Source organism: Streptomyces sp. cf386 (assembly GCF_900103585.1).
GTDB lineage: Bacteria > Actinomycetota > Actinomycetes > Streptomycetales > Streptomycetaceae > Streptomyces.
Genome location: NZ_FNHV01000026.1, coordinates 49,061 through 68,671, shown reverse-complemented (window position 1 = coordinate 68,671; position 19,611 = coordinate 49,061). Strand labels below are relative to the sequence as shown.

Annotated in this window: 17 protein-coding genes and 1 pseudogene; 9 read left to right on the top strand and 9 right to left on the bottom strand. The window is 71.0% G+C overall.

Annotated elements, in window-relative coordinates:
• Window positions 1-4 precede the first annotated feature (4 nt).
• Window positions 5-3,475 carry a non-ribosomal peptide synthetase gene (locus BLU79_RS41555; RefSeq protein ID WP_093911233.1) on the top strand — a complete coding sequence of 1,157 codons (3,471 nt, stop codon included), beginning with the start codon at window positions 5-7 and terminating at the stop codon, window positions 3,473-3,475.
• A gap of 79 nt (window positions 3,476-3,554) precedes the next feature.
• Here the strand turns inward: BLU79_RS41555 and BLU79_RS41550 are convergent, their stop codons facing one another.
• Complete coding sequence (locus tag BLU79_RS41550; protein WP_093911232.1) at window positions 3,555-4,571, bottom strand: iron-siderophore ABC transporter substrate-binding protein; 1,017 nt, start codon at window positions 4,569-4,571, stop codon at window positions 3,555-3,557.
• Window positions 4,572-4,769: 198 nt separating this feature from the next.
• A complete protein-coding gene (locus BLU79_RS41545) occupies window positions 4,770-5,723 on the bottom strand; it encodes a methionyl-tRNA formyltransferase (RefSeq protein WP_093911231.1) in 954 nt (317 codons plus the stop codon).
• Window positions 5,724-5,807: 84 nt separating this feature from the next.
• On the opposite strand from BLU79_RS41545, the gene BLU79_RS41540 reads away from it, so the two are divergent.
• Window positions 5,808-7,133: a lysine N(6)-hydroxylase/L-ornithine N(5)-oxygenase family protein gene (locus BLU79_RS41540; protein ID WP_093911268.1), complete on the top strand. Its 1,326-nt coding sequence runs from the start codon at window positions 5,808-5,810 to the stop codon at window positions 7,131-7,133.
• Window positions 7,134-7,138: 5 nt separating this feature from the next.
• Here BLU79_RS41540 and BLU79_RS41535 read toward each other — a convergent pair whose 3' ends face one another.
• The 3 genes from BLU79_RS41535 to BLU79_RS41525 all read right to left on the bottom strand — a co-directional run bounded on the left by BLU79_RS41535 (window position 7,139) and on the right by BLU79_RS41525 (window position 10,715).
• On the bottom strand, window positions 7,139-7,834 hold the full coding sequence (locus BLU79_RS41535) for an isochorismatase family protein (protein ID WP_256333656.1): 696 nt from the start codon (window positions 7,832-7,834) through the stop codon (window positions 7,139-7,141).
• A 77-nt stretch (window positions 7,835-7,911) separates the two neighbouring features.
• Window positions 7,912-9,747, bottom strand: a complete 1,836-nt coding sequence (locus tag BLU79_RS41530; RefSeq protein ID WP_093911230.1) for a glycoside hydrolase family 15 protein — start codon at window positions 9,745-9,747, stop codon at window positions 7,912-7,914.
• A gap of 188 nt (window positions 9,748-9,935) precedes the next feature.
• Window positions 9,936-10,715, bottom strand: a complete 780-nt coding sequence (locus BLU79_RS41525; protein WP_093911229.1) for a DeoR/GlpR family DNA-binding transcription regulator — start codon at window positions 10,713-10,715, stop codon at window positions 9,936-9,938.
• Window positions 10,716-10,862: 147 nt separating this feature from the next.
• Between BLU79_RS41525 and BLU79_RS41520 the strand changes: the two genes are divergently transcribed.
• The 3 genes from BLU79_RS41520 (at window position 10,863) to BLU79_RS41510 (ending at window position 13,565) form a co-directional block, all read left to right on the top strand.
• Window positions 10,863-11,744, top strand: a complete 882-nt coding sequence (locus BLU79_RS41520) for an SIS domain-containing protein (protein WP_093911228.1) — start codon at window positions 10,863-10,865, stop codon at window positions 11,742-11,744.
• Window positions 11,745-11,828: 84 nt separating this feature from the next.
• Entirely contained in the window at window positions 11,829-12,683 is an 855-nt protein-coding gene (locus tag BLU79_RS41515; RefSeq protein ID WP_093911227.1) for a class II fructose-bisphosphate aldolase, read from the top strand.
• Window positions 12,684-12,728: 45 nt separating this feature from the next.
• Window positions 12,729-13,565: a class I SAM-dependent methyltransferase gene (locus tag BLU79_RS41510; RefSeq protein WP_256333655.1), complete on the top strand. Its 837-nt coding sequence runs from the start codon at window positions 12,729-12,731 to the stop codon at window positions 13,563-13,565.
• On the opposite strand, the gene BLU79_RS41505 is transcribed toward BLU79_RS41510, so the two are convergent.
• Complete coding sequence (locus BLU79_RS41505; protein WP_093911225.1) at window positions 13,555-14,688, bottom strand: methyltransferase; 1,134 nt, start codon at window positions 14,686-14,688, stop codon at window positions 13,555-13,557. The genes BLU79_RS41510 and BLU79_RS41505 overlap by 11 nt on opposite strands.
• An 84-nt stretch (window positions 14,689-14,772) precedes the next feature.
• Here BLU79_RS41505 and BLU79_RS41500 point away from each other — a divergent pair, with 84 nt between their 5' ends.
• The 4 genes and pseudogenes from BLU79_RS41500 to BLU79_RS48465 all read left to right on the top strand — a co-directional run.
• Complete coding sequence (locus BLU79_RS41500; RefSeq protein ID WP_093911224.1) at window positions 14,773-15,417, top strand: alpha-ketoglutarate-dependent dioxygenase AlkB family protein; 645 nt, start codon at window positions 14,773-14,775, stop codon at window positions 15,415-15,417.
• Window positions 15,418-15,453: 36 nt separating this feature from the next.
• On the top strand, window positions 15,454-16,695 hold the full coding sequence (locus tag BLU79_RS41495) for an ROK family protein (protein ID WP_093911223.1): 1,242 nt from the start codon (window positions 15,454-15,456) through the stop codon (window positions 16,693-16,695).
• Between the two features lie 123 nt (window positions 16,696-16,818).
• Window positions 16,819-17,268 carry an RpiB/LacA/LacB family sugar-phosphate isomerase gene (locus tag BLU79_RS48470; protein WP_177001379.1) on the top strand — a complete coding sequence of 150 codons (450 nt, stop codon included), beginning with the start codon at window positions 16,819-16,821 and terminating at the stop codon, window positions 17,266-17,268.
• Between the two features lie 24 nt (window positions 17,269-17,292).
• A pseudogene (locus tag BLU79_RS48465) lies at window positions 17,293-17,928 on the top strand (ketol-acid reductoisomerase); the annotation flags it as partial.
• A gap of 31 nt (window positions 17,929-17,959) precedes the next feature.
• On the opposite strand, the gene BLU79_RS41485 reads toward BLU79_RS48465, so the two are convergent.
• Genes BLU79_RS41485 through BLU79_RS41475 form a run of 3 tightly spaced genes read right to left on the bottom strand, consistent with a single transcriptional unit; the run spans window position 17,960 to window position 19,608 of the window.
• On the bottom strand, window positions 17,960-18,073 hold the full coding sequence (locus tag BLU79_RS41485) for a DUF1272 domain-containing protein (protein ID WP_093911222.1): 114 nt from the start codon (window positions 18,071-18,073) through the stop codon (window positions 17,960-17,962).
• Window positions 18,074-18,118: 45 nt separating this feature from the next.
• Complete coding sequence (locus tag BLU79_RS41480) at window positions 18,119-19,027, bottom strand: phosphotriesterase family protein (protein ID WP_093911266.1); 909 nt, start codon at window positions 19,025-19,027, stop codon at window positions 18,119-18,121.
• The gene (locus BLU79_RS41475) at window positions 19,024-19,608 is read right to left on the bottom strand and encodes a DUF4865 family protein (protein WP_093911221.1); all 585 of its coding nucleotides are present in this window, start codon (window positions 19,606-19,608) and stop codon (window positions 19,024-19,026) included. Before BLU79_RS41475 ends, BLU79_RS41480 begins: the two co-directional genes overlap by 4 nt.
• Between the last annotated feature and the right edge of the window lie 3 nt (window positions 19,609-19,611).

The window sequence follows — 19,611 nt, the reverse complement described above, 5'->3', positions numbered from 1 at the left end:
ACCGGTGACGCAGCACCACCCGACCGCGGACGAGCTGCTCCGTTCGGTCACCGACACATTCGGCTCGGAGGAACCCCCGAGCGAGGACGACAGCCTCATCGCCTGGGGCCTGGACTCGATCACCCTGATGAAGATCGCGGGCGGCTGGCGCAAACAGGGCGTCCGGGTCAGCTTCGCGGAGCTGGCCAAGGAGCCCACCCTGCGCGCCTGGCGGGAGCTGCTGGCAGCCCACATACCGGCCGCCGCGCGGCCCGCCGAGCGGACGCCCGCCCTGCCGCCCCCCGCGCCCGAGCCACGCGAGCCCTTCCCGCTGGCCGTGATGCAGCACGCCTACTGGATCGGCCGCGGCGACGAGACCACACTCGGCTCCGTTGCCGCCCACCTCTACGTCGAGTTCGACGGCACCGGCGTAGACCCCGACCGGCTGGACACGGCCGTACGAGCCCTCGCGGCCCGCCACGGCATGCTGCGCGCCCGCTTCACCGACGACGGCCGCCAGCAGATCCTGCCCGACCTCACCCACCCCGCGACGATCGTCAACGACCTGCGGACGCTGGACGCGCGGGCGGCGGCGGCCGGGCTGGAGGACATCCGGCACTCCGCCTCGCACGCGCGCCTGGACGTCGCGGCCGGAGAGGTCTTCTCCGTCCAGCTCTCGCTGCTGCCGGACGGTTCGAGCCGACTGCACGTCGACGTCGACATGCTCGCCGCCGACGCGCTCAGCTATCGGGTGCTCCTCTCCGACCTCGCCAGGCTCTACCAGGACCCCGGCACCACGCTCCCCCCGATCCGCACCAGCTACCCGGAGTACCTCGCGGAGCGCGCCGACGTACGGCGGCTCAGCCGGGAGCAGGCCCAGGAGTGGTGGCAGCGGCGGATCCCCGAGCTGCCCAGCGCCCCCGAACTCCCGCTCGTGCCCGAGGCGGAGCGCACCGACCCGACCCGGGTGACTCGCCGCCACCACTGGCTGCCGCCCGCGGAGAAGCGGCGGCTGACCGCCCGTGCCCACCAGCACGGACTGACCCCGGCCATGGCCGTGGCGACCACCTTCTCGGAGGTCCTGGCCGCCTGGAGCGGACAGCCCCGCTTCCTGCTGAACGTGCCGATGTTCGACCGCAGGGGCTCCCACCCCGACGTCGACCTGCTCGTCGGTGACTTCACCAGCTCGGTGCTGCTCGACATCGACCTCGCCGAACCGGGCTCGTTCACCGAGCACGCGCGGCGCCTGCAGGACCGTATGCACACCGACGCGGCGCATGCCGACCACTCCGGCGTGGAGGTGCTGCGGGACCTGTCCCGGCAGAACGGCGAACAGGTGCTGGCGCCCGTGGTGTTCACCAGCGCCCTCAACCTCGGCGAACTCTTCGACCAAGGCGTACGGCACTCCTTCGGCAAGCCCGTCTGGATCATCTCCCAGGGCCCGCAGGTGCTCCTCGACGCCCAGGTCACCGAGGTCGACGGCGGACTGCTGGTCAACTGGGACGTCCGCGAGGACGCCTTCCCGCCCGGCATGATCGACGCGATGTTCGCCGCCTTCCACGGCCTCGTCACCCGGCTCGGCACCGACGACACGGTCTGGGAGCGGCCCGTGCCGGCCCTGCTGCCCGACGGGCAGTCGGCGGTCCGCGCCACGGTCAACACCACCGAGGGCCCGCGCAGCCACCGGCTCCTGCACCAGGGCTTCTTCGACCGCGCCGCCGAGCGGCCGGACGCCCCGGCCCTGCTGTGGGCGACCGAAGGCGCTCTGTCCTATGGCGAGTTGGCCGACCGCGCGCTGCGCACCGCCGCCGCCCTGGTGGAGCGAGGCGTACGCCCCGGCGACACGGTCGCGGTCAGCCTCCCCAAGGGGTCCGACCAGATCACCGCCGTGCTGGGCGTGCTCGCCGCGGGTGCCGCCTATGTGCCGATCGGAGTCGAGCAGCCGCCCGCCCGGCGCGAGCGTATCCGCGCCACCGCGGGATTCCGGGTCGCGCTCACCGACGGACGCCCGGTCGAGGGCCTCGACGCCCTGCCGGTCGCCGAGGCGATGACCGGAACACCCCTGCCACAGCCGGTGACCGTGGACGAGGAGCAGCCCGCCTATGTGCTGTTCACCTCCGGATCCACCGGCGAGCCCAAGGGCGTCGAAGTGCCGCACCGGGCGGCCATGAACACCATCGACGACCTCAACGACCGTTTTGGCGTGGGCACTTCGGACCGCTGCCTCGCCCTGTCCGCACTGGACTTCGACCTCTCCGTCTACGACATCTTCGGGCTGCTGAGCGCGGGCGGCGCCCTCGTGCTCGTGGACGAGGACGACCGGCGCGAGGCGAGCCAGTGGGTCGACCTCGTACGCACGCACAAGGTGACGCTCCTCAACTGCGTGCCCCCGCTGCTCGACATGCTTCTCCTCGCCACCGCACCCGGCGAACTCACCGGAATGCGAGCGGTGTTGCTCGGCGGCGACTGGGTGGGCACCGACCTGCCGGGGCGGCTCGCCGAGCGTGCGCCCGGCTGCCGGTTCACGGGGCTGGGCGGGACTACGGAGACCGCGATCCACTCCACCGTGTGCGAGGTGACGGAGGCTCAGGTGCCGGTGCACTGGCGGGCGGTGCCGTACGGCACTCCGCTGCGAAATGTCCGGTGCCGGGTCGTCGACGCTCATCGGCGGGACTGTCCGGACTGGGTGCCGGGTGAGCTGTGGATTGGCGGCGACGGGGTGGCGCTCGGTTATCGGGCCGATCCCTCGCGTACAGCCGAGAAGTTCACTGAGGCGGACGGGGTGCGCTGGTACCGCACCGGCGACCTCGCTCGGTACTGGCCCGACGGCACCCTGGAGTTCCTCGGCCGCCGCGACCACCAGGTCAAGGTGCGCGGCTTCCGGATCGAGCTCGGCGAGGTGGAGGCGGCGCTCGCCGGTCACCCCGCGGTACGGCGTGCCGTCGCCGGGCTGCCCCGGGGCCAGGGCGTCCAGCTGGCCGCCGCGGTGGCCGCCGACAAGGGCACGGCCGAGGAGGACCTGCGCGAGTGGGCGCGGTCCGTGCTGCCGCCGCACATGGTCCCGGCCCGGATCGCCGTGGCCGAGGAACTCCCGCTCACCTCCAACGGCAAGCTCGACCGCCGTGCCGTACAGGACCTGTGGCAGGTGCCGGAGGCGGAACAGGACCGGGCCCCCGGAACCGCCCTGGAGACGGTCGTGGCGCGGGTCTGGCAGGACGTCCTCGGCGTCGAACGCGTCGGCCTCGACGACGGCTTCTTCGCGCTCGGCGGCGACTCGGTGCTCGCCACCGTGATCGTCGGCCGACTGCGCGAGGCCCTGGACAGCTCGGAGGTCTCCGTTCGGTCCCTCTTCGCGACCCTGACGGCCGGCGGCATGGCCAAGCGGCTCTCCGCCGAGGAGGAGACGCCCGGGCGGCTGGAACAGGTCGCCGCGATCAATCTGGAGATCGAGGAGATGTCGGCGGACGAGGTCGACTCCGCGCTCAAGGACTCCTGAGAGGGCTCAAGGGCACATGAGAAGGAGGGGCGGGGTACCCGAAGGCACCCCGCCCCTCCTTCGCGCCCCCCTCGGGCGGTCAGTCGAGCTTCTTGAACCCGGGCTCCAGGTTGTCCAGCGCCCACGGGATGCCCAGCACGGACGGGCTGCGGAGCTGGCTGATGGTCGCGACATCGGTCACGACGTACCGGTCGTCCTTCACCGCGGACATGTTCTTGACCAGGTCACTGGACTCGAAGGCCTTCTTCAGGTCCGGAGTGGTGAACGCGATGACGGCCAGATCGGCGTCCAGCTTGTCGAGTTGCTCGAAGGACAGCTCGCCGGTCGGGCTGCCGTTGACCGTCTTGATGTTCTTCACGGTCGGCGTCAGGCTCATCCCGACCTGACTCATCAGCTTCGCGGCGAAGTCCTCCTCGGACGCGATCGTGAAGATCTTCGCCGGGGTGTTGCCGATGGACAGGCTGTAGGTCTTGCCCTGAAGCTTCGGATGCTTCGCCTTCACCGCGGCGATGCTGTCCTCGGTCTCCTTGATGACCTGCTCGCCCTGCTCCTCCTTGCCGACGGCCTTGGCGACCACCTGCACATGCTCCTGCCAGGTCTGCTGGCCCCAGGCCGTCTCGTAGCCGATGGTCGGTGCCACCGCGGCGAGCTTCTTGTAGTCCTTGTCCAGGGTGAAGTCGGAGGTGGCCAGGATCAGATCGGGCTGGAGGGACGCCACCTTCTCGTAGTCGACGGCGGTCAGCGTGTCGAGCAGCTCGGTCTTCTTGGTGTCGATCTTGTCCTTCAGCCAGGGATAGACGCCGTCCGAGCTCAGGGCGTCCTTGGACACGGCGACCGGTGTGACACCCAGGGCGTACAGCGCGTCGACGTCGTCCGTACCGCCGTTGCCGATCACCACGATCCGCTCCGGCGCCTTGGTGATCTTGGTGGTGCCGAACTTGTGCTTGACGGACACCGGGAAGGCGGACGAGGCGTCCGCCTTCGCGTCGCCGGAGGCGTCGGAGGAGGTGTTCGAGTCGTCCTCGACGGAGCCGCAGGCTGCCAAGGCGGCGGCCAGGGTGACGGTGAGAAGGGTGGTGAGGAGCTTTCTCGTCATGTGCGTCCCTTGCGCCGGTGAAGCAGGCAGGATCTGTACGGCCGTCAGTAAAGCAAGGTAAGCCTTGCCTTAACAACGGGTTCCGGACAACTTCTTTGTATCGGACGTGAGTTGACGTTTCGTCACCGAAGTCCGTGATCTTCTTCGGCCTTCTTCAGCCTTCTTCCGCCCTTTTCGATCTCCTCCGGCCTTCTTCGGTCACGGGCGGGCGGTGAGGTAGCCCCCCATCGTGCGGAAGTAGTCGGTCGCCGCGTACTCGGCGCCGTCGTCGGTGCGCAGTCGCTTGATGACCAGCCCCGGGTGCCGGCCCGAGTGGGCGTCGCTGCCCGCCACGATGACCACGCCGTCGCCCTCGCGGATGAAGATCCGGCCCGGAGTGCCGCCGTAGTGCGCCTCGGAGACGGCGGCCGAGACGATCCTGATCCGCTGCCCGCGATGGAACGCGTACGCGTTGGGGTACGGGTCCGACTGCGCCCGTACGAGCCGCTCCAGACGCTCCGCCGGCCAGTTCCAGTCGATGCGGCTGTCCTCCAGCGAGCGCTTGTGGAAGAAGCTCGCCCGGCTGCGGTCCTGCGGCTGCCAGTGGGTGGTGTCCTTGCCGGAGGCGATGAGGTCGAGCGACTCGCGCACGATCGGCGCGATCAGGTCGACGGTGCGGTGGAACAGGTCCGTGGCGGTGTCGGTCGGCCCGACCGCCACCGAGCGCTGCATCAGGATGTCCCCGGCGTCCAGCTCGGCGTTCATGCGATGCGCGGTGACGCCGACGCGCGCCTCCCCGTTGATGAGTGCCCAGATGATGGGCGAGAAGCCGGCGTACGACGGCAGTAGCGAGTCGTGCACGTTGAGCGTGCCGTGCGGGGGCAGGTCGAACAGCTCCGGCGGCAGCCAGGTGCGCCAGTTGTTGGCGACCAGGATGTCGGGCCGCGCGTCGCGCAGGGCGGCCAGGAGTTCGGGGTCGTCGGGGCGGTTGCGCAGGAGTACGGGGACGTCGTTCTTCTCGGCGAGTTCGGCGACGTTGTCGTCCCAGATCTTCTCGTAGGCGTGGTCGCTCTTCGGGTGCGTGACCACGAGGACGACCTCGTGGTCGGAGTCCAGCAGGGCCTGGAGTGTGCGGTGACCCCAGGTCTGGTAGCCGAACATGGCGACGCGCATGCGGTTCTCCCCTTCGGCAGGCTCCATTGCAAGGTAAGGCTAACCTTATCTAACATGTGGCTGCCTGAGGGAGGCGATGCCACGGTGAAGTCACCGCTCACGGGATCGGACACCACCTACGACGTCCTCGGAATCGGCTTCGGGCCGTCAAATCTCGCCCTGGCCATAGCGATTGACGAACACAACGCGGATCTGCCGGCCGAACGTCGGACCAACGCCCTTTTCCTGGAGCGCCAGCCGGGTTTCGGCTGGCACCGGGGCATGCTCATCGACGACGCCACGATGCAGGTGTCGTTTCTCAAGGACCTTGTGACGCTGCGCGATCCGGCCAGCGACTTCAGCTTCCTGTGCTTCCTGCGCGAGCGCGGCCGGCTGATCGACTTCCTGAACCAGAAGACGCTGTTCCCGCTACGGGTCGAGTTCCACGAGTACTTCGAGTGGGCCGCCGAGCGGGTGCGGCACCTCGTGGTGTACGACCACTGCGTGACCGCCGTCGACCCCGTGCGCGACGACAACGGCACCGTCACGCACTTCGAGGTGGTCTGCCGTGACCCGGAGCGCCCGGGCCGGCACATCACCTACCGCGCCCGCGACATCAGCGTGGCGGTCGGCCTGGAACCGCATGTGCCGCCCGGCGTCGAACTCTCCCAACGCGTCTGGCACAACAGCCAGTTACTGCCACGGGTGACCGAACTCGCCCACACCGGTGCCCCGGTGCGCCGCGCGGTCGTGCTCGGTGCGGGGCAGAGCGCCGCCGAGACCGTCGACTATCTGCACCGCTCGTTCCCGCAGGCCGAGGTCTGCGCGGTGTTCGCCAAGTACGGCTACACCCCGGCCGACGACAGTCCGTTCGCCAACCGCATCTTCGACCCGGAGGCGGTGGACGTGTACTTCGGCGCACCCTCCGAGGTGAAACAGTCCCTGTTCGACTACCACCGCTCCACCAACTACTCCGTCGTCGACATGGAGTTGATCGAGTCCCTGTACGCCACCGCGTACCAGGAGAAGGTCATCGGCCGCGAGCGGCTGCGTTTCCTCAACGTCTCCCGTATCCGCGAGGTCGGGCGGCGCGGGGACGGCGGGCTCGACATCGCGGTGGAGTTCCTGCCGACCGGCGAGCAGCAGACCCTTGAGGCCGACGTGCTCGTGCACGCCACCGGATACCGGCCCCGCGACCTCACCGCCCTGCTCGGCGAGGCGGCGAAGGTCTGCCTCCGGGACGACGGGGACGCGATCCGGGTCTCGCGCGACCATCGAGTGGAGACCGCGTCCGACGTCACCGCGGGGATCTATCTGCAGGGCGGCACCGAGCACACCCACGGACTGACCTCGACCCTGCTGTCGACCACCGCGATCCGCGCCGGGGAGATCCACCGCTCCCTGCTGGCCCGCCGCACGGCGCCCGTCTGAGCCGGTCAGACCGCCTTCGCCGCCGGTACGGCGGGGTCGAAGGCCGCCGCTACCCCATCCGTGGACGTCACCGCCCCGCATGTGTCCGCCACCCACTCGAGCGCGAACTCATGGCTCCCGGCCGACACATCGGCGATGGCGTCCGCGACCACGAAAGGTTCCAGATCCTCCACCCAGGCGTCGGCGGCCGTCATCAGGACGCCGACCCGGGCGAACAACCCGACGACCACCACCTGATCGCGCCTGAGGTCGCGTAACCGGCTGTCCAGCCGGGTCCGGGCGAACGCGCTGTACTTCCGGGAGGTGAGCACGGTGTCACCGGTGCGCGGCATCACCCGCTCGTCGAACGCCTCGCCGTCCGTGCCGTTCCTGTCGGTCGGCGGCCCGGAGGGGCGTCCGGTGGGTGCCGGACCCCGCTCACCGGCCGGAACCGAGTGGACGACAGGGACGCCCGCCGAATGCGCGGCGTCCACCAACCGGCCGACATTCGCGAGGAGTTCGTCGACAGGGGCGCCCTCCTGGTCCAGTTCCCGCAGGAAACGCCGCTGCAGATTGAGCACCAGGAGCGCCGCCCGGCCCGGGTCGAGGGTCCACCCGGTCCGGTCGTCGGGCAGCATGGCGGGGGTCGGCATGACGTACGGGAAGATCGAGCCAGGCGTCATCTCGGGTTGCCCTTCGGTGAGTTGGGGCTGCATCGACATGCGGCTCCGCCGCGCCCCTGTTTAGGTTAGCCTCACCTAAGTTCGATTGTCTCGCCCGTGAATCCTGTGAACTCGCCTCACCCCAGGGCGCGGTCCAGATTGAAGGCCGCACTGATCAGCGCGAGATGCGTGAACGCCTGCGGGAAGTTGCCCTGTTGCTCGCCGGTATGGCTGATCTCCTCGGCGTACAGGCCCAGATGATTGGCGTACGTCAGCATCTTCTCGAAGGCGAGCCGCGCCTCGTCGATCCGGCCGGCCCGGACCATGGCCTCGACGTACCAGAACGAGCAGATCGAGAACGTGCCCTCGTCGCCGCGCAGTCCGTCGGGGCTCGCCATCGGGTCGTAGCGGTAGACCAGTGAGTCGGACACCAGCTCCTGGGTGAGCGCGTCCAGGGTGGACAGCCACTTGGGGTCGGTCGGCGCGATGAACTTCGCCAACGGCATCATCAGTACGGCCGCGTCGAGCACGTCGCCGTCCTCGTGCTGGACGAAGGCCTGCCGCGTCTCGGACCAGCCGCGCTTCATGATCCGCCGGTAGATGGTGTCCCTGCACTGTTGCCAGCGCGGCAGATCGGCGGGCAGGCCGCGCCGGTTGGCCAGGCGGATGGCCCGCTCGATCGCGACCCAGCACATCAGCCGGGAGTACAGGAAGTTCTTGCGGCCACCGCGGGTCTCCCAGATGCCCTCGTCGGGCTGGTCCCAGTGCTCGCACACCCAGTCCACGAGCGCGCACACGTCGTCCCACTGGTCGCTGGAGATCGGCTGCGCCCACTTGTCGTAGAGGTAGATCGAGTCGATCAGCGCGCCGTAGATGTCCAGCTGGAGCTGGTCGGCGGCGGCGTTGCCGACTCGCACCGGGGCGGAACCGAGGTGTCCCTCCAGGTGGTCGAGTTCGCGTTCGGTCAGGTCGGCGCGGCCGTCGATGCCGTACATGATCTGCAGCGGTCCGGAGTGGCAGCCGTCGCCCCGGCTGACGTGCCGGGTCAGGAACTGCATGAACGCCTCGGCCTCGCTGGTGAAGCCCAGCCGCAGCAGTGCGTACACGCAGAAGGCGGCGTCCCGGATCCACACGTACCGGTAGTCCCAGTTGCGCTCGCCGCCGATCTCCTCGGGCAGGCTCGTCGTCGGCGCGGCCACGATGGCGCCGGTGGGCGCGTAGGTGAGCAGCTTCAGGGTGAGGGCCGAGCGATGCACCATCTCCCGCCAACGGCCACGGTACTTGGAGGCGGACAGCCACTGCCGCCAGTACTCGACGGTGCTGTGCAACTGCGCCTCGGCCTCGGAGCGCGCGCACCGGCGCGGGGTCACATCGCCGCCGACCTGGTCCAGCGCGAACACCGCCGACTCGCCCTGGGAGAGCTTGAACTCGGCGTACGCGTCCAGGTCGTCGACCTCCAGCGGCACGGTGGAGGTCAGTCCGAGCGAGAGCTTCTCGGACTCGAAGACGGCGACCTCCCCGACCATGCGCACGGTGTGCGGCTGAGCACCGTACTCGAAGCGCGGTGCCACCCGCGTCCGGAACGGGATGGACCCGCGCACACACACCACGCGCCGGATCAGCCGGTGGCGTTCCGCCTCGACCGAGTCGCCGTCGACCGGCATGAAGTCCTGCACCTCGCCGACGCCGTCCTCGGTGAAGAACCGGGTGATCAGGACGTTCGTGTCGGGGAAGTAGAACTGCTTGGTCTTCGCCGGTACCGCGGCCGCCAGCTCGAAGCAGCCGCCCCGCTCCGCGTCCAGGATGGCCGCGAAGACGCTCGGCGCGTCGAAGGCCGAGCAGCAGTACCAGTCGATCGTGCCGTCCGTCCCGACCAGGGCCACACTGCGCAGGTCGCCGATCAGCCCGTGCTCGGCGATCGGCACATACCGCGACGCCGCCGTACCGTCGTGGTCGATCGGTGTCGTGCTCATCGCAGCCTCCCTGGCCCGCCATGCGCCTCGCTCCCAGCGTAGGTGGAATCGGGCGGACGGGGGCCGGGATCGGGATCCGGGGCCGGGCCGGTGACGGGAACAGTGCGCCGGCCGGGGGACGGGCGCGAGGGCAAGCCGCTGACGGGAGGCGGCGCGGGAATGGGGCCGTGATCGGAGCCCGGGGTCGGTCAGACCGTGATGACCTGCAGCCCCGCCTCCTCGAAGCGCCGCACCGTCTCCGCCGGGGCCGCCGTGTCCGTGACCAGGGTGTCCACCGCGTCGGTCGCGCAGATCCGGGCGAACGCCCGCTGGCCCAGCTTGCTGGAGTCCGCCGCCACGATCACCCGCTCGGCGCGCTCGCACAGCAGCCGGTTGATCGCCGCCTCCGCCTCGTCGTGCGCGGCGGCGCCGTGCGTGGCGTCGAGGGCGACGACGCCGAGCACCGCCACATCGATCGTGATCTGGGCCAGCACCCCGTCCGCGAGCGGCCCGATGAGCTCGTACGACTGCGGGCGCGCGACGCCGCCGGTGACCACGATCTTGAACTGGGGGCGCACGGCCAGCTCATTGGCGATGTTCAGCGCGTTCGTGACGACGGTCAGGGCGGGCGAGCCGGACACCAGGTCGCTGCGCACCGCCAGGGCGCGTGCCACCTCGGTGGTCGTCGTGCCGCCGGTCAGGCCCACCGCCTCGCCGGGCGCGATGAGGTCGGCCACCGCCTTGGCGATGCGCTGCTTCTCGGAGGCGTGCCGGGCGGTCTTGTAGCGCAGCGGCAGTTCGTACGACACCCCGTGCACGACGGCGCCGCCCCGGGTGCGGACCAGCATCTGCTGCTCGGCGAGCTGGTCGAAGTCGCGGCGGATCGTGGCGGCGGAGACCTCCAGCTCGGCGGCTGCCTCCTCGACGTCCAGCCGGCCCCGCTCGACGAGCAGCTCCAGCAGCGCCTTCCAGCGGGCATCGCGCGACATCCGCCCTCCATTCCTCTGTCTCCGGCGACCTTAGCGCACGCTCTTCCGCCCGATTGCTTGATTCTGCTCGAAAGATGGCTATATCTTGCAAGAACAAGCATGCCTTGAATGAGTATGAGGCTCAGTGGAAGCCGGGACGGTGGCGGCATGACGCATGTCGAGGACGAGCTCAACAGTCAGCCCGAGTGCTGGACGCGCGCCGCGGCGGAGGCGGTCGGCCTCGGCGGGGTGCTGCCGGCGCCGCGGGAGCGGGTCGCGGTCGTCGGTTGCGGGACGTCGTACTTCATGGCGCAGGCGATCGCCGCACTGCGCGAGGGGGCGGGCCAGGGGGAGACGGACGCCTTCGCCGCATCGGAGTTCCCGCACGGGCGGACGTACGACCGTGTCCTCGCCCTCACCCGCTCCGGCACCACCACCGAAGTCCTCGACCTGCTGGGCCGGTTGAAGGGACGCACCCGCACCGCGGCGATCACCGCCGACCCGAACACGCCCGTCATGGCGGCAGCGCACGACATCGTCGTCCTCGACTACGCGGACGAACGGTCCGTCGTCCAGACCCGGTTCGCGACCACCGCCCTCACCCTGCTCCGCGCCCACCTCGGCCTGCACACCGACGCGGCCGTGGCCGACGCCCGCGTCGCGCTCGCCGCCGAACTGCCCGAAGGGCTCGTGGAATGCGGGCAGTTCACCTTCCTGGGCCGCGGCTGGACCGTGGGACTGGCCAACGAAGCCGGGCTGAAGATGCGCGAGGCGTCCCTGTCCTGGACCGAGGCCTACCCGGCGATGGAGTACCGGCACGGCCCGATCAGCATCACCACGAACGGCACCGCGACCTGGATGTTCGGCGAGGCGCCCGAAGGGCTGGCGGAACAGGTGCGTTCCACGGGCGGGTTGTGGGTCGAGGGCCGCCTCGACCCCCTCGCCGAACTGGTCCGCGCCCAGCGGCTCGCCGTCGCCGTCGCCGCCGCCCGAGGGCTCGATCCGGACCGGCCGCGTCACCTCACCCGCTCGGTGATCCTCGCCCCCTGACGGAGCCCCTGCCCATGGCGAGCCTTCGCCATGACGTCCCCTCGCCCGCCGGTGCGCCCCTGACGTGCCGAGAAAGGACAGGCCGTGCCTCTCGTGACCACCGGCGAGCTCATCGCCGACGCCGCCGCAGTCCGCTCCGCCGTCGCCGCCTTCAACGTCATCACCCTGGAGCACATCGAGGCGGTCATCGCCGGTGCCGAGTCGGTGAGTTCACCGGTCGTCCTCCAAGTCAGCGAGAACGCCGTCAAGTTCCGCTACGGACGGCTCCTGCCGCTGGCCCGCGCTGCCGTCGCAGCCGCCGAACGCGCCGCCGTCCCCGTCGCACTGCACCTCGACCACATCCAGAGCGACGACCTGTTGCGCCAGGCGCCGGACGCCGGTTTCAGCTCGGTGATGTACGACGCGGCCAGACTGCCGTACGCGGACAACCTCGCCGCGACGAAGGCGGCCGTCGACTGGGCGCATGCCCAAGGTCTTTGGATCGAGGCCGAGTTGGGGCGCCTGGGCGGCAAGAACGGCGAGCCACCCCTCGACGCCCACGCCCCCGGAGCCCGCACCGACCCCGCCGAGGCCCACGCCTTCGTCAGCGACTCCGGCGTCGACGCCCTTGCGGTGGCCATCGGCAGCTCGCACGCCATGACCACCCGCACCGCCACCCTCGACCACGACCTCCTCAAGCGCCTCGCCGCCACCCTGGAGGTGCCCCTGGTCCTGCACGGTTCCTCGGGCGTCCCCGACGACGAACTGACGGCGGCGGTCGCGGGCGGCATCGCCAAGGTCAACGTCGGCACGGCCCTCAACATCGCCATGACGGCGGCGATCCGCGACTTCCTCGCCGCCCACCCCGAGGCCGTCGACTCACGCAAGTACCTGAGCGTGGGACGGGAGGCGATGGTGCGGGCGGTGGCCGACATCATCGGGGTCCTGAGGGCTCCCTGACCGAACGCACCGTGTGCATACTTAGGTATGCCTAAGTCGAAGCGCGTGCCTGAACTGGGCGAGATCCAGGAGACGTTGCTCATCCCGCTCTACGGGCGGGCGGTGCAGACACGCAAGCGCAACGGACTGATCCACGACCCGAAGGCCGTGGAGATGGTCGACTCCCTCGACTACGACTTCTCGCGCTTCGACGGGGCGAAGAGCCTGATCGGCGCCACCCTGCGCACCCTCCAGTTCGACGCCTGGGTGGCCGACTTCCTGCGCCGCCATCCGGCCGGCACGGTCGTGGAGATCGGCACCGGCCTCAACACCCGGTTCGAACGCCTGGACAACGGCACGGTCCACTGGTTCGATCTCGACCTGCCCGACGTCATCACCCTGCGCCGCACCTTCTTCCAGGACACCGACCGCAGGCGCACCCTCGCCGCCTCCGTCACCGACCCAGCCTGGGCCGAGGCGGTACGCGCGAGCCCGGGGCCGTACTTCCTCGCCGCCGAGGCCGTCCTGATCTACCTCGACGAGGACCGGGTCCGCTCGGTGTTCGACCTCGTCGCCGACCGGCTGCCCGGAGCCGAGCTGGCCCTGGAGACCGCGAGCGGCCACATGGTCGACCGGCAGGACAGCCATGACGTCCTCGCCAAGATGGCCGCGCGCATGCGCTGGAGCTGCGACGACCCCGGGGAGGTCGAGTCCTGGCGCCCGGACGTCCAGCTCGCCGAGTCACGCACCTTCGCCGACTTCGCCGGCCCCGTCCGCAGCGCCGTACCCCTCTCCGTACGGCTGCTGCTGCGGGCCATGGCGGTGATCCGGCGTCGCGAGATCGAGTCGTACCGTCTGAACCGCTACCGCGTCGGGGACCCGGCCCCCACCGCTACTTCTTGACGGCTCTCAGCACCACGAACTTCCGGTCACTGGCGACGAGTTGACTGTTGCCGAACAGCCGCCGCAGCTTCACGTGATAGCCGAGATGCCGATTGCCGATCACCCACAGCTCACCGCCCGGCCGGAGCGCGCGCCGCGCCCCGGTGAACATCCGCCAGGCCGTCGCGTCGGTGGTCGCCTGGTGGGAGTGGAACGGCGGATTGTTGAGCACGAGGTCGACACTCCCGGCCGGTACGCCCGCCATCCCGTCCCCGACCCGGAACTCGGCGTGTCCCGGCACCCCGTTCGCCCGGTACGTCGCCTCCGCCGACGCCACGGCCTGGAACGACTCGTCCACGAACAGTACCTCGGCCTCCGGGTTCGCCAGCGCCACCGCCGTACCGACGACGCCGTTGCCGCACCCGAGGTCCACCACCCGCTGGGGCCCCTTGACGTCCGGCAGATGCCCGAGGAGGAACCGCGTCCCGATGTCGAGCCGGTCGGCGCAGAAGACACCGGCGTGATTGACGACCGTGCGCCCCGAGACGGCGCCGATGCCGTCGGGGAGCCGGTAGGTGTACGGCCACGGGTTCGCGGGCCGTGTCCGCGACGGCTCGGGCGTGCAGAAGATCAGCCGGGCCTTCTTCTCCGCGAGCGAGGTGCGGGTCGGGCCGAGGATCCGCTCGAACAGCTGGAGCGTCGAGGTGTGGATCTCCTTCACCATGCCCGTGCCGACGACCACCGTGCCCTCGTGTACGGAGGGCGCCAGCCGCAGCAGCTGGTCCTCAAGCAGCGCCAGGCTCTTCGGCACCCGCACGAGCAGCACGTCGATACGGTCCGGTGGTGTGTCCTGCGTGGTCAGCAGCCGGGCGGCGCCGGGCTCGACGCCGAGCCGGGCGAGGTTGGCCCGGGTCGCCTCCTGGGCGATGCAGGAGTCCGTGATCTGCGTCGGCCGGTGCTCCGCGAGGGCCGTGACCAGGGCGCCCCAGCGGTCACCGAGGACCACGACCGTCCCGGACAGCGGGATCTCCTGCTCCGCCAGGTGCCTGAGGAGGTACTCGTCGGAGGCGTCCCAGGCGCGCAGCCTGTCACGCGGGTCCTCGGGGAAACGGGTCAGCGCGAGCTCGCCCCAGGGCGTCGTCATACGGTCGTTCATCGTGCGTCAAGGCTAAGCGACCCCGGCGGCCGGCCGAGCCGCAGCTCACGACCGGTGCGGGAGGATGGGGGCATGGACGCCGAGCTGTTCCCCCGGGAGCGTACGGAGGTCGCGCCGGGCGCGGTGCATGTGCCCGACTGGCTGGACGCGGAGCGCCAGCGCGAGCTGCTGGCGGCCTGCCGGGCGTGGGCGCTCCCACCGGCCGGCCTGCGCACCGTCCGCACCCCGGGCGGCGGCACGATGACCGCCCGGCAGGTCTGCCTCGGCTGGCACTGGTACCCGTACGCATACGCCCGCACGGTCGTCGACGGCGACGGCGCCCCGGTGAAACCCTTCCCCGAGTGGCTCGACGAGCTGGGCCGCCGCGCGGTGCGGGACGCACTGGACGCACCGGGGGCGGCGGCGTACGACATCGCACTGATCAACTTCTACGACGCCGACGCCCGCATGGGCATGCACCGCGACAGCGACGAGAAGTCGGAAGCGCCGGTGGTGTCCCTGAGCCTCGGCGACACCTGCGTCTTCCGCTTCGGTAACACCGAGACCCGGGCGCGGCCGTACACGGACGTCGAGCTGCGCAGCGGCGACCTGTTCGTGTTCGGCGGCCCCTCGCGGCTCGCCTACCACGGGGTGCCGAAGGTGCAGCCGGGCAGCGCACCCCCTGAGTTGGGGCTGACCGGGCGGTTGAACATCACGCTCAGAGTGAGCGGCCTGTAGGCCGCCACAGCTGCGGATCATGGGAGACTCGCCCTCATGAGCGGCAAGGCGGACCCCCGGCCGGCGGGGGAAGGGACCACCTCGAGGACGCGGTTGGACCGGGGGCGCGGCGCGCTCGGGCCCGCGTTGGAGCTCGTGCACACCGGGCGCGCGCCCACGCGTGCCGTCCTGACCGCCGAACTCGGCGTGACCCGGGCCACGGCCGGCGCGGTCGCCGCCGAGCTGGAGGCGCTCGGGCTGATCAAGGTCGACGCCCGGCCCGGCGCCGCCGCCGGTTCGCAGGGGCGGCCCTCGCACCGGCTGTCGGTCGCCGAGGACGGGCCGGTCGTCCTCGCCGCGCAGGTCCACGCCGACGGTTTCCGGGCGGCGCTGGTCGGCCTCGGCGGCCGTATCGTCGCCACCGCGCCCGGCTGCGAGACGGTCGACGCCGACCCGGCGAAAGTGCTCGGCTCGGTGGTCGAGGCGGGCGCCGAGCTGCTGCACACGACGGGCCGACGCTGCGTCGGCGCGGGCCTGGCCGTCCCCTCGGCGGTCGCGGAACCCGACGGCCTGGCGCTCAACCCCTTGCACCTCGCCTGGCCCGTGGGCGCGCCCGTCCGCCGTATCTTCACGGAGTGCGTGCGCGCGGCCGGGATCACCGGACCGGCGTTCACCGGCAACGACGTCAACCTCGCCGCGCTCGCCGAGCACCGGCACGGCGCGGGGCGCGGCTCGCGCGACCTGCTGTGCGTGGCCACCGGGCACCGGGGTGTCGGCGGCGCGCTCGTGCTGGACGGCCGCCTGCACACCGGCAGTTCGGGCCTGGCCCTGGAGGTCGGCCACCTCACCGTGAACCCCGAGGGCAGACCCTGCCACTGCGGCAGCCGGGGCTGCCTGGACGTCGAGGCCGACCCGCTGGCGTTCCTCACGGCGGCCGGCCGCGAGCCCGGCCCGGAGGTGTCCCTGCTCCAGCAGGCCATCGACCTGATCCGCACCCAGTACGACGACCCGGCGATCCGCATCGCCACCGAGGCCCTCATCGACCGCCTCGGCCTCGGCCTCGCCGGCCTGGTCAACATCCTCAACCCGGACCGCATCATCCTCGGCGGCCTCCACCGCACCCTCCTCGACGCCGACCCCGAACGCCTGCGCGCCGTCGTCGCCGACCGCAGCCTGTGGGGCCAGAGCGGCGGCGTACCGATCCTCGCGTGCACGCTCGACCACAACAGCCTGGTCGGCGCGGCCGAGTTGGCCTGGCAGCCGGTGCTGGACGATCCGCTGGGTGCGCTGACGTCGTAGCTGCTGGACGCGGTAGTGGCGTACGGCCGCGTCTGTCGAAGTCCGTGATCGGATGCTCGATGTGCAGGGTCGGCGTGGCTAGTCGCCCGCAGCCCCGGCGAGGACCTGGGTACGCTTCGTGACATGCGGATCTCCGTCTCCTCGGACATGGACGAACCGGTGGCGCGCTCGCTCGTCACCGAGCTGCGCGACCGCGGCCACGAGGTGGTGACATACGGCGCGCTCAGCCCCGGCGCCGACCCCCAGTGGGCCGCCTGCTCGGAGGCCGCCGCCCGCGAGGTCGCCGAGGGGACCGTCGACCAGGCCGTCGTGTGCTGCTGGACCGGCACGGGCGCCTCCATCGCCGCGAACAAGGTGCCGGGCGTACGGGCCGCCCTGTGCACGGACGCGTACACCGCCGACGGCGCCCGCCGCTGGAACGACGCCAACGTGCTCGCCCTCAGCCTGCGCCTCACGTCCGAGCCGCTGCTCAAGGAGATCCTCGACGCCTGGTTCGCCGGCGAGCCGAGCGGGGACGCGGAGGACCGGGAGAACGTGGCGCGCATCGCACGCCTGGACGCCGGCAGGGGCTAGGTGTATTGACCCGCAGGGTTGTTCACGATCTCGAGCGCGGGACTGCGTGCCGTGCGCTATGGCCTCGACACCGAGGGCCGGGACATCTTCGACCGCGCCTACACGGCGACGTACGGGCCCGCCCGCGAGGTCGTCGCCGAGATCTACGACGAGGTCGCCGACGGCACCGAGCTGCGCAGCGTCATCCTGGCCGAACGGAGGCTCGGCGCACGCCCGATGAGCAGGATCGGCGGCTCACCGATGTGGACGGTCGGCGAGCGGGCGCATGCCCGGCGGGCCGAACGGGAGCTGCCCGTCGACCCGTTCACCGCCGGGGTGTTCGTCGCCCCGATGACGGCCCAGGTAGACGAGTTCGCCGAGCGGGGCCACCCCTGGTCGGAGATCGTCAACGAGTCGGTCATCGAGGCCGTCGACTCTCTGCTGCCCTACATGCACGCCCGGGACGTCGCGTACATGGTCGACAACTGCTCCCGCACATCCCGTCTCGGCGCCCGCCGCTGGGGCCCGCGCTTCCAGGCGGCGTACGAGCAGATCGCGTACCCGGCCGCCGAACACCCTGCGGACACCGCCTTGTTGACGGCCTTCGACTCCCACCCCGTGCATGAGGCCCTGGCCGTGGCCGCGAAACTCCGGCCGTCCGTGGACATCGCCGTGGCTTAGTACGTCACGAACATCATGAACGTCGCGAACGTCACGAACGCCGAGGTCTGGGCAACAGCTCGCCACCGAAGTGGGGACAGACGTCCCGCAGGGTATGGCCGCACGGCACACAGAAGGTGCACTCGTACGAGCAGATGCGGGTCAAAGATCAACACGATCCGGCCACCTCGGCCACCCCGGCCGCCGCGGATCAGCGCCAGTCGACGGCGAAGGCCCGGCTGGGGTTGTCGATGAGGATGCGGTCGACCAGCTCCTCACCGAGGGCGAGCGCGAGCCTCGGTCTCACCCGGCGCAGCAGATACGGCATCCCGGGACCCCCGTCGACCGACCGTGCCCCGGCGACGACGGTGTCCCCGCCGAGCAGCAGCCGGTGTCCGAACCCGGCCTCGGCCAGCGCCCGCATCGCGTCCGGCATGCGCCAGTCGGTGGCGTGATGAGCGCGCGAGGGCCCGTCGAAGGCCAGCCAGCAGCCCGCTTCGGCGGCCTGGCGGTGGACCAGGAGGTCGGGGGAGCGGTTGACGTGGCCGAGGATCACCCGGGACGGCGGGACGCCCAACTCGCCGCACAGCAGGTCCAGCACGTCGAGCGCGCCCGTCCCCAGCTCCAGGTGCACGGCGATGGACACGCCCGTGGCGTGGTGCGCCTCGGCCGCTGCGGTCATCGTCCAGCGGGCGTGTGTGTCAAGGGCATGGAAACCGCCGGCGACCTTGATGAACCCGGCGCGGACCCCCGACGTGCCGATGCCCTCGGTCAGTTCGGACACGAAGACGTCGGCCGGCCCTCCGCGCAGTTCGTCGAGCAACTCCGGGGCGTAGTGCACCGCTTGGTGCAGTCCCGTCGCGCAGACCAGGTGCACCCCGGTGGCCCGGGACAGCAGAGGCAGGTCGGCGGCCCGGCGTCCCATGCCGTACGGCGTCCACTGCACGACGGCCGAGCCACCGGCACCGCGGAACGCGGCCAACTCGGCGCGCGCGGAGGCGGCGTCGTTGAGCTCCTGGCCGGGCAGCTGCGGGGTGCTCAGGAAGAGGTGGTCGTGTGCGTCGCACACGCCGAGTTCCTCGGGCCGGATGTCGCCGAGGACCGTACGGACCGTGCTCACCACTGCCGGCCTCGCGGCAACGCGCCGCGCCCCGGCGCCGACAGGTGCAGCACCCGGTACACCTCGCCCTCCGCCTTGGGCGTGTCGTGCGCCCAGAGCGAGAAGTGGACCAGCTCCCACGCGCGCGTGTCGACGACGGCCGCGGCCAGCAGGGCGCCGTCCTGCGCCGCCAGCCGCTCGGTCTCGTCCACCGAGTCCGCCATGAACGCGCCCAACTCCACACCTTCCGGCACCGGTTGGCACCGACGCACCGCAAACGCGGCAGGGGAGTCCGCAGCACCTCCCTCCTCGTACGCGACCCCCGTCCACTGACGCACCCGTGGCCGCCCGAAGTCGTTCACGGGCCCTTGGAAGGCGCCTCCCCACAGGAAGTCGTTCATTCCCTCCACGGTGTTCCAGAGGTAGAAGGGCCCGTACTGGTTGACCGGCGAGCCGTGCACGCTGCGCTCGCGCAGCAGATACGCCTTGACGCCGAGGCCGTGCCAGTCGTCCAGCAGATGCCCGACGCGGGCGACGCGGGAGCGGATGACGTCCATGTCGTAGTCGGCGGGCAGGGTGAACTCGTACTGCATGGCATGCATGCC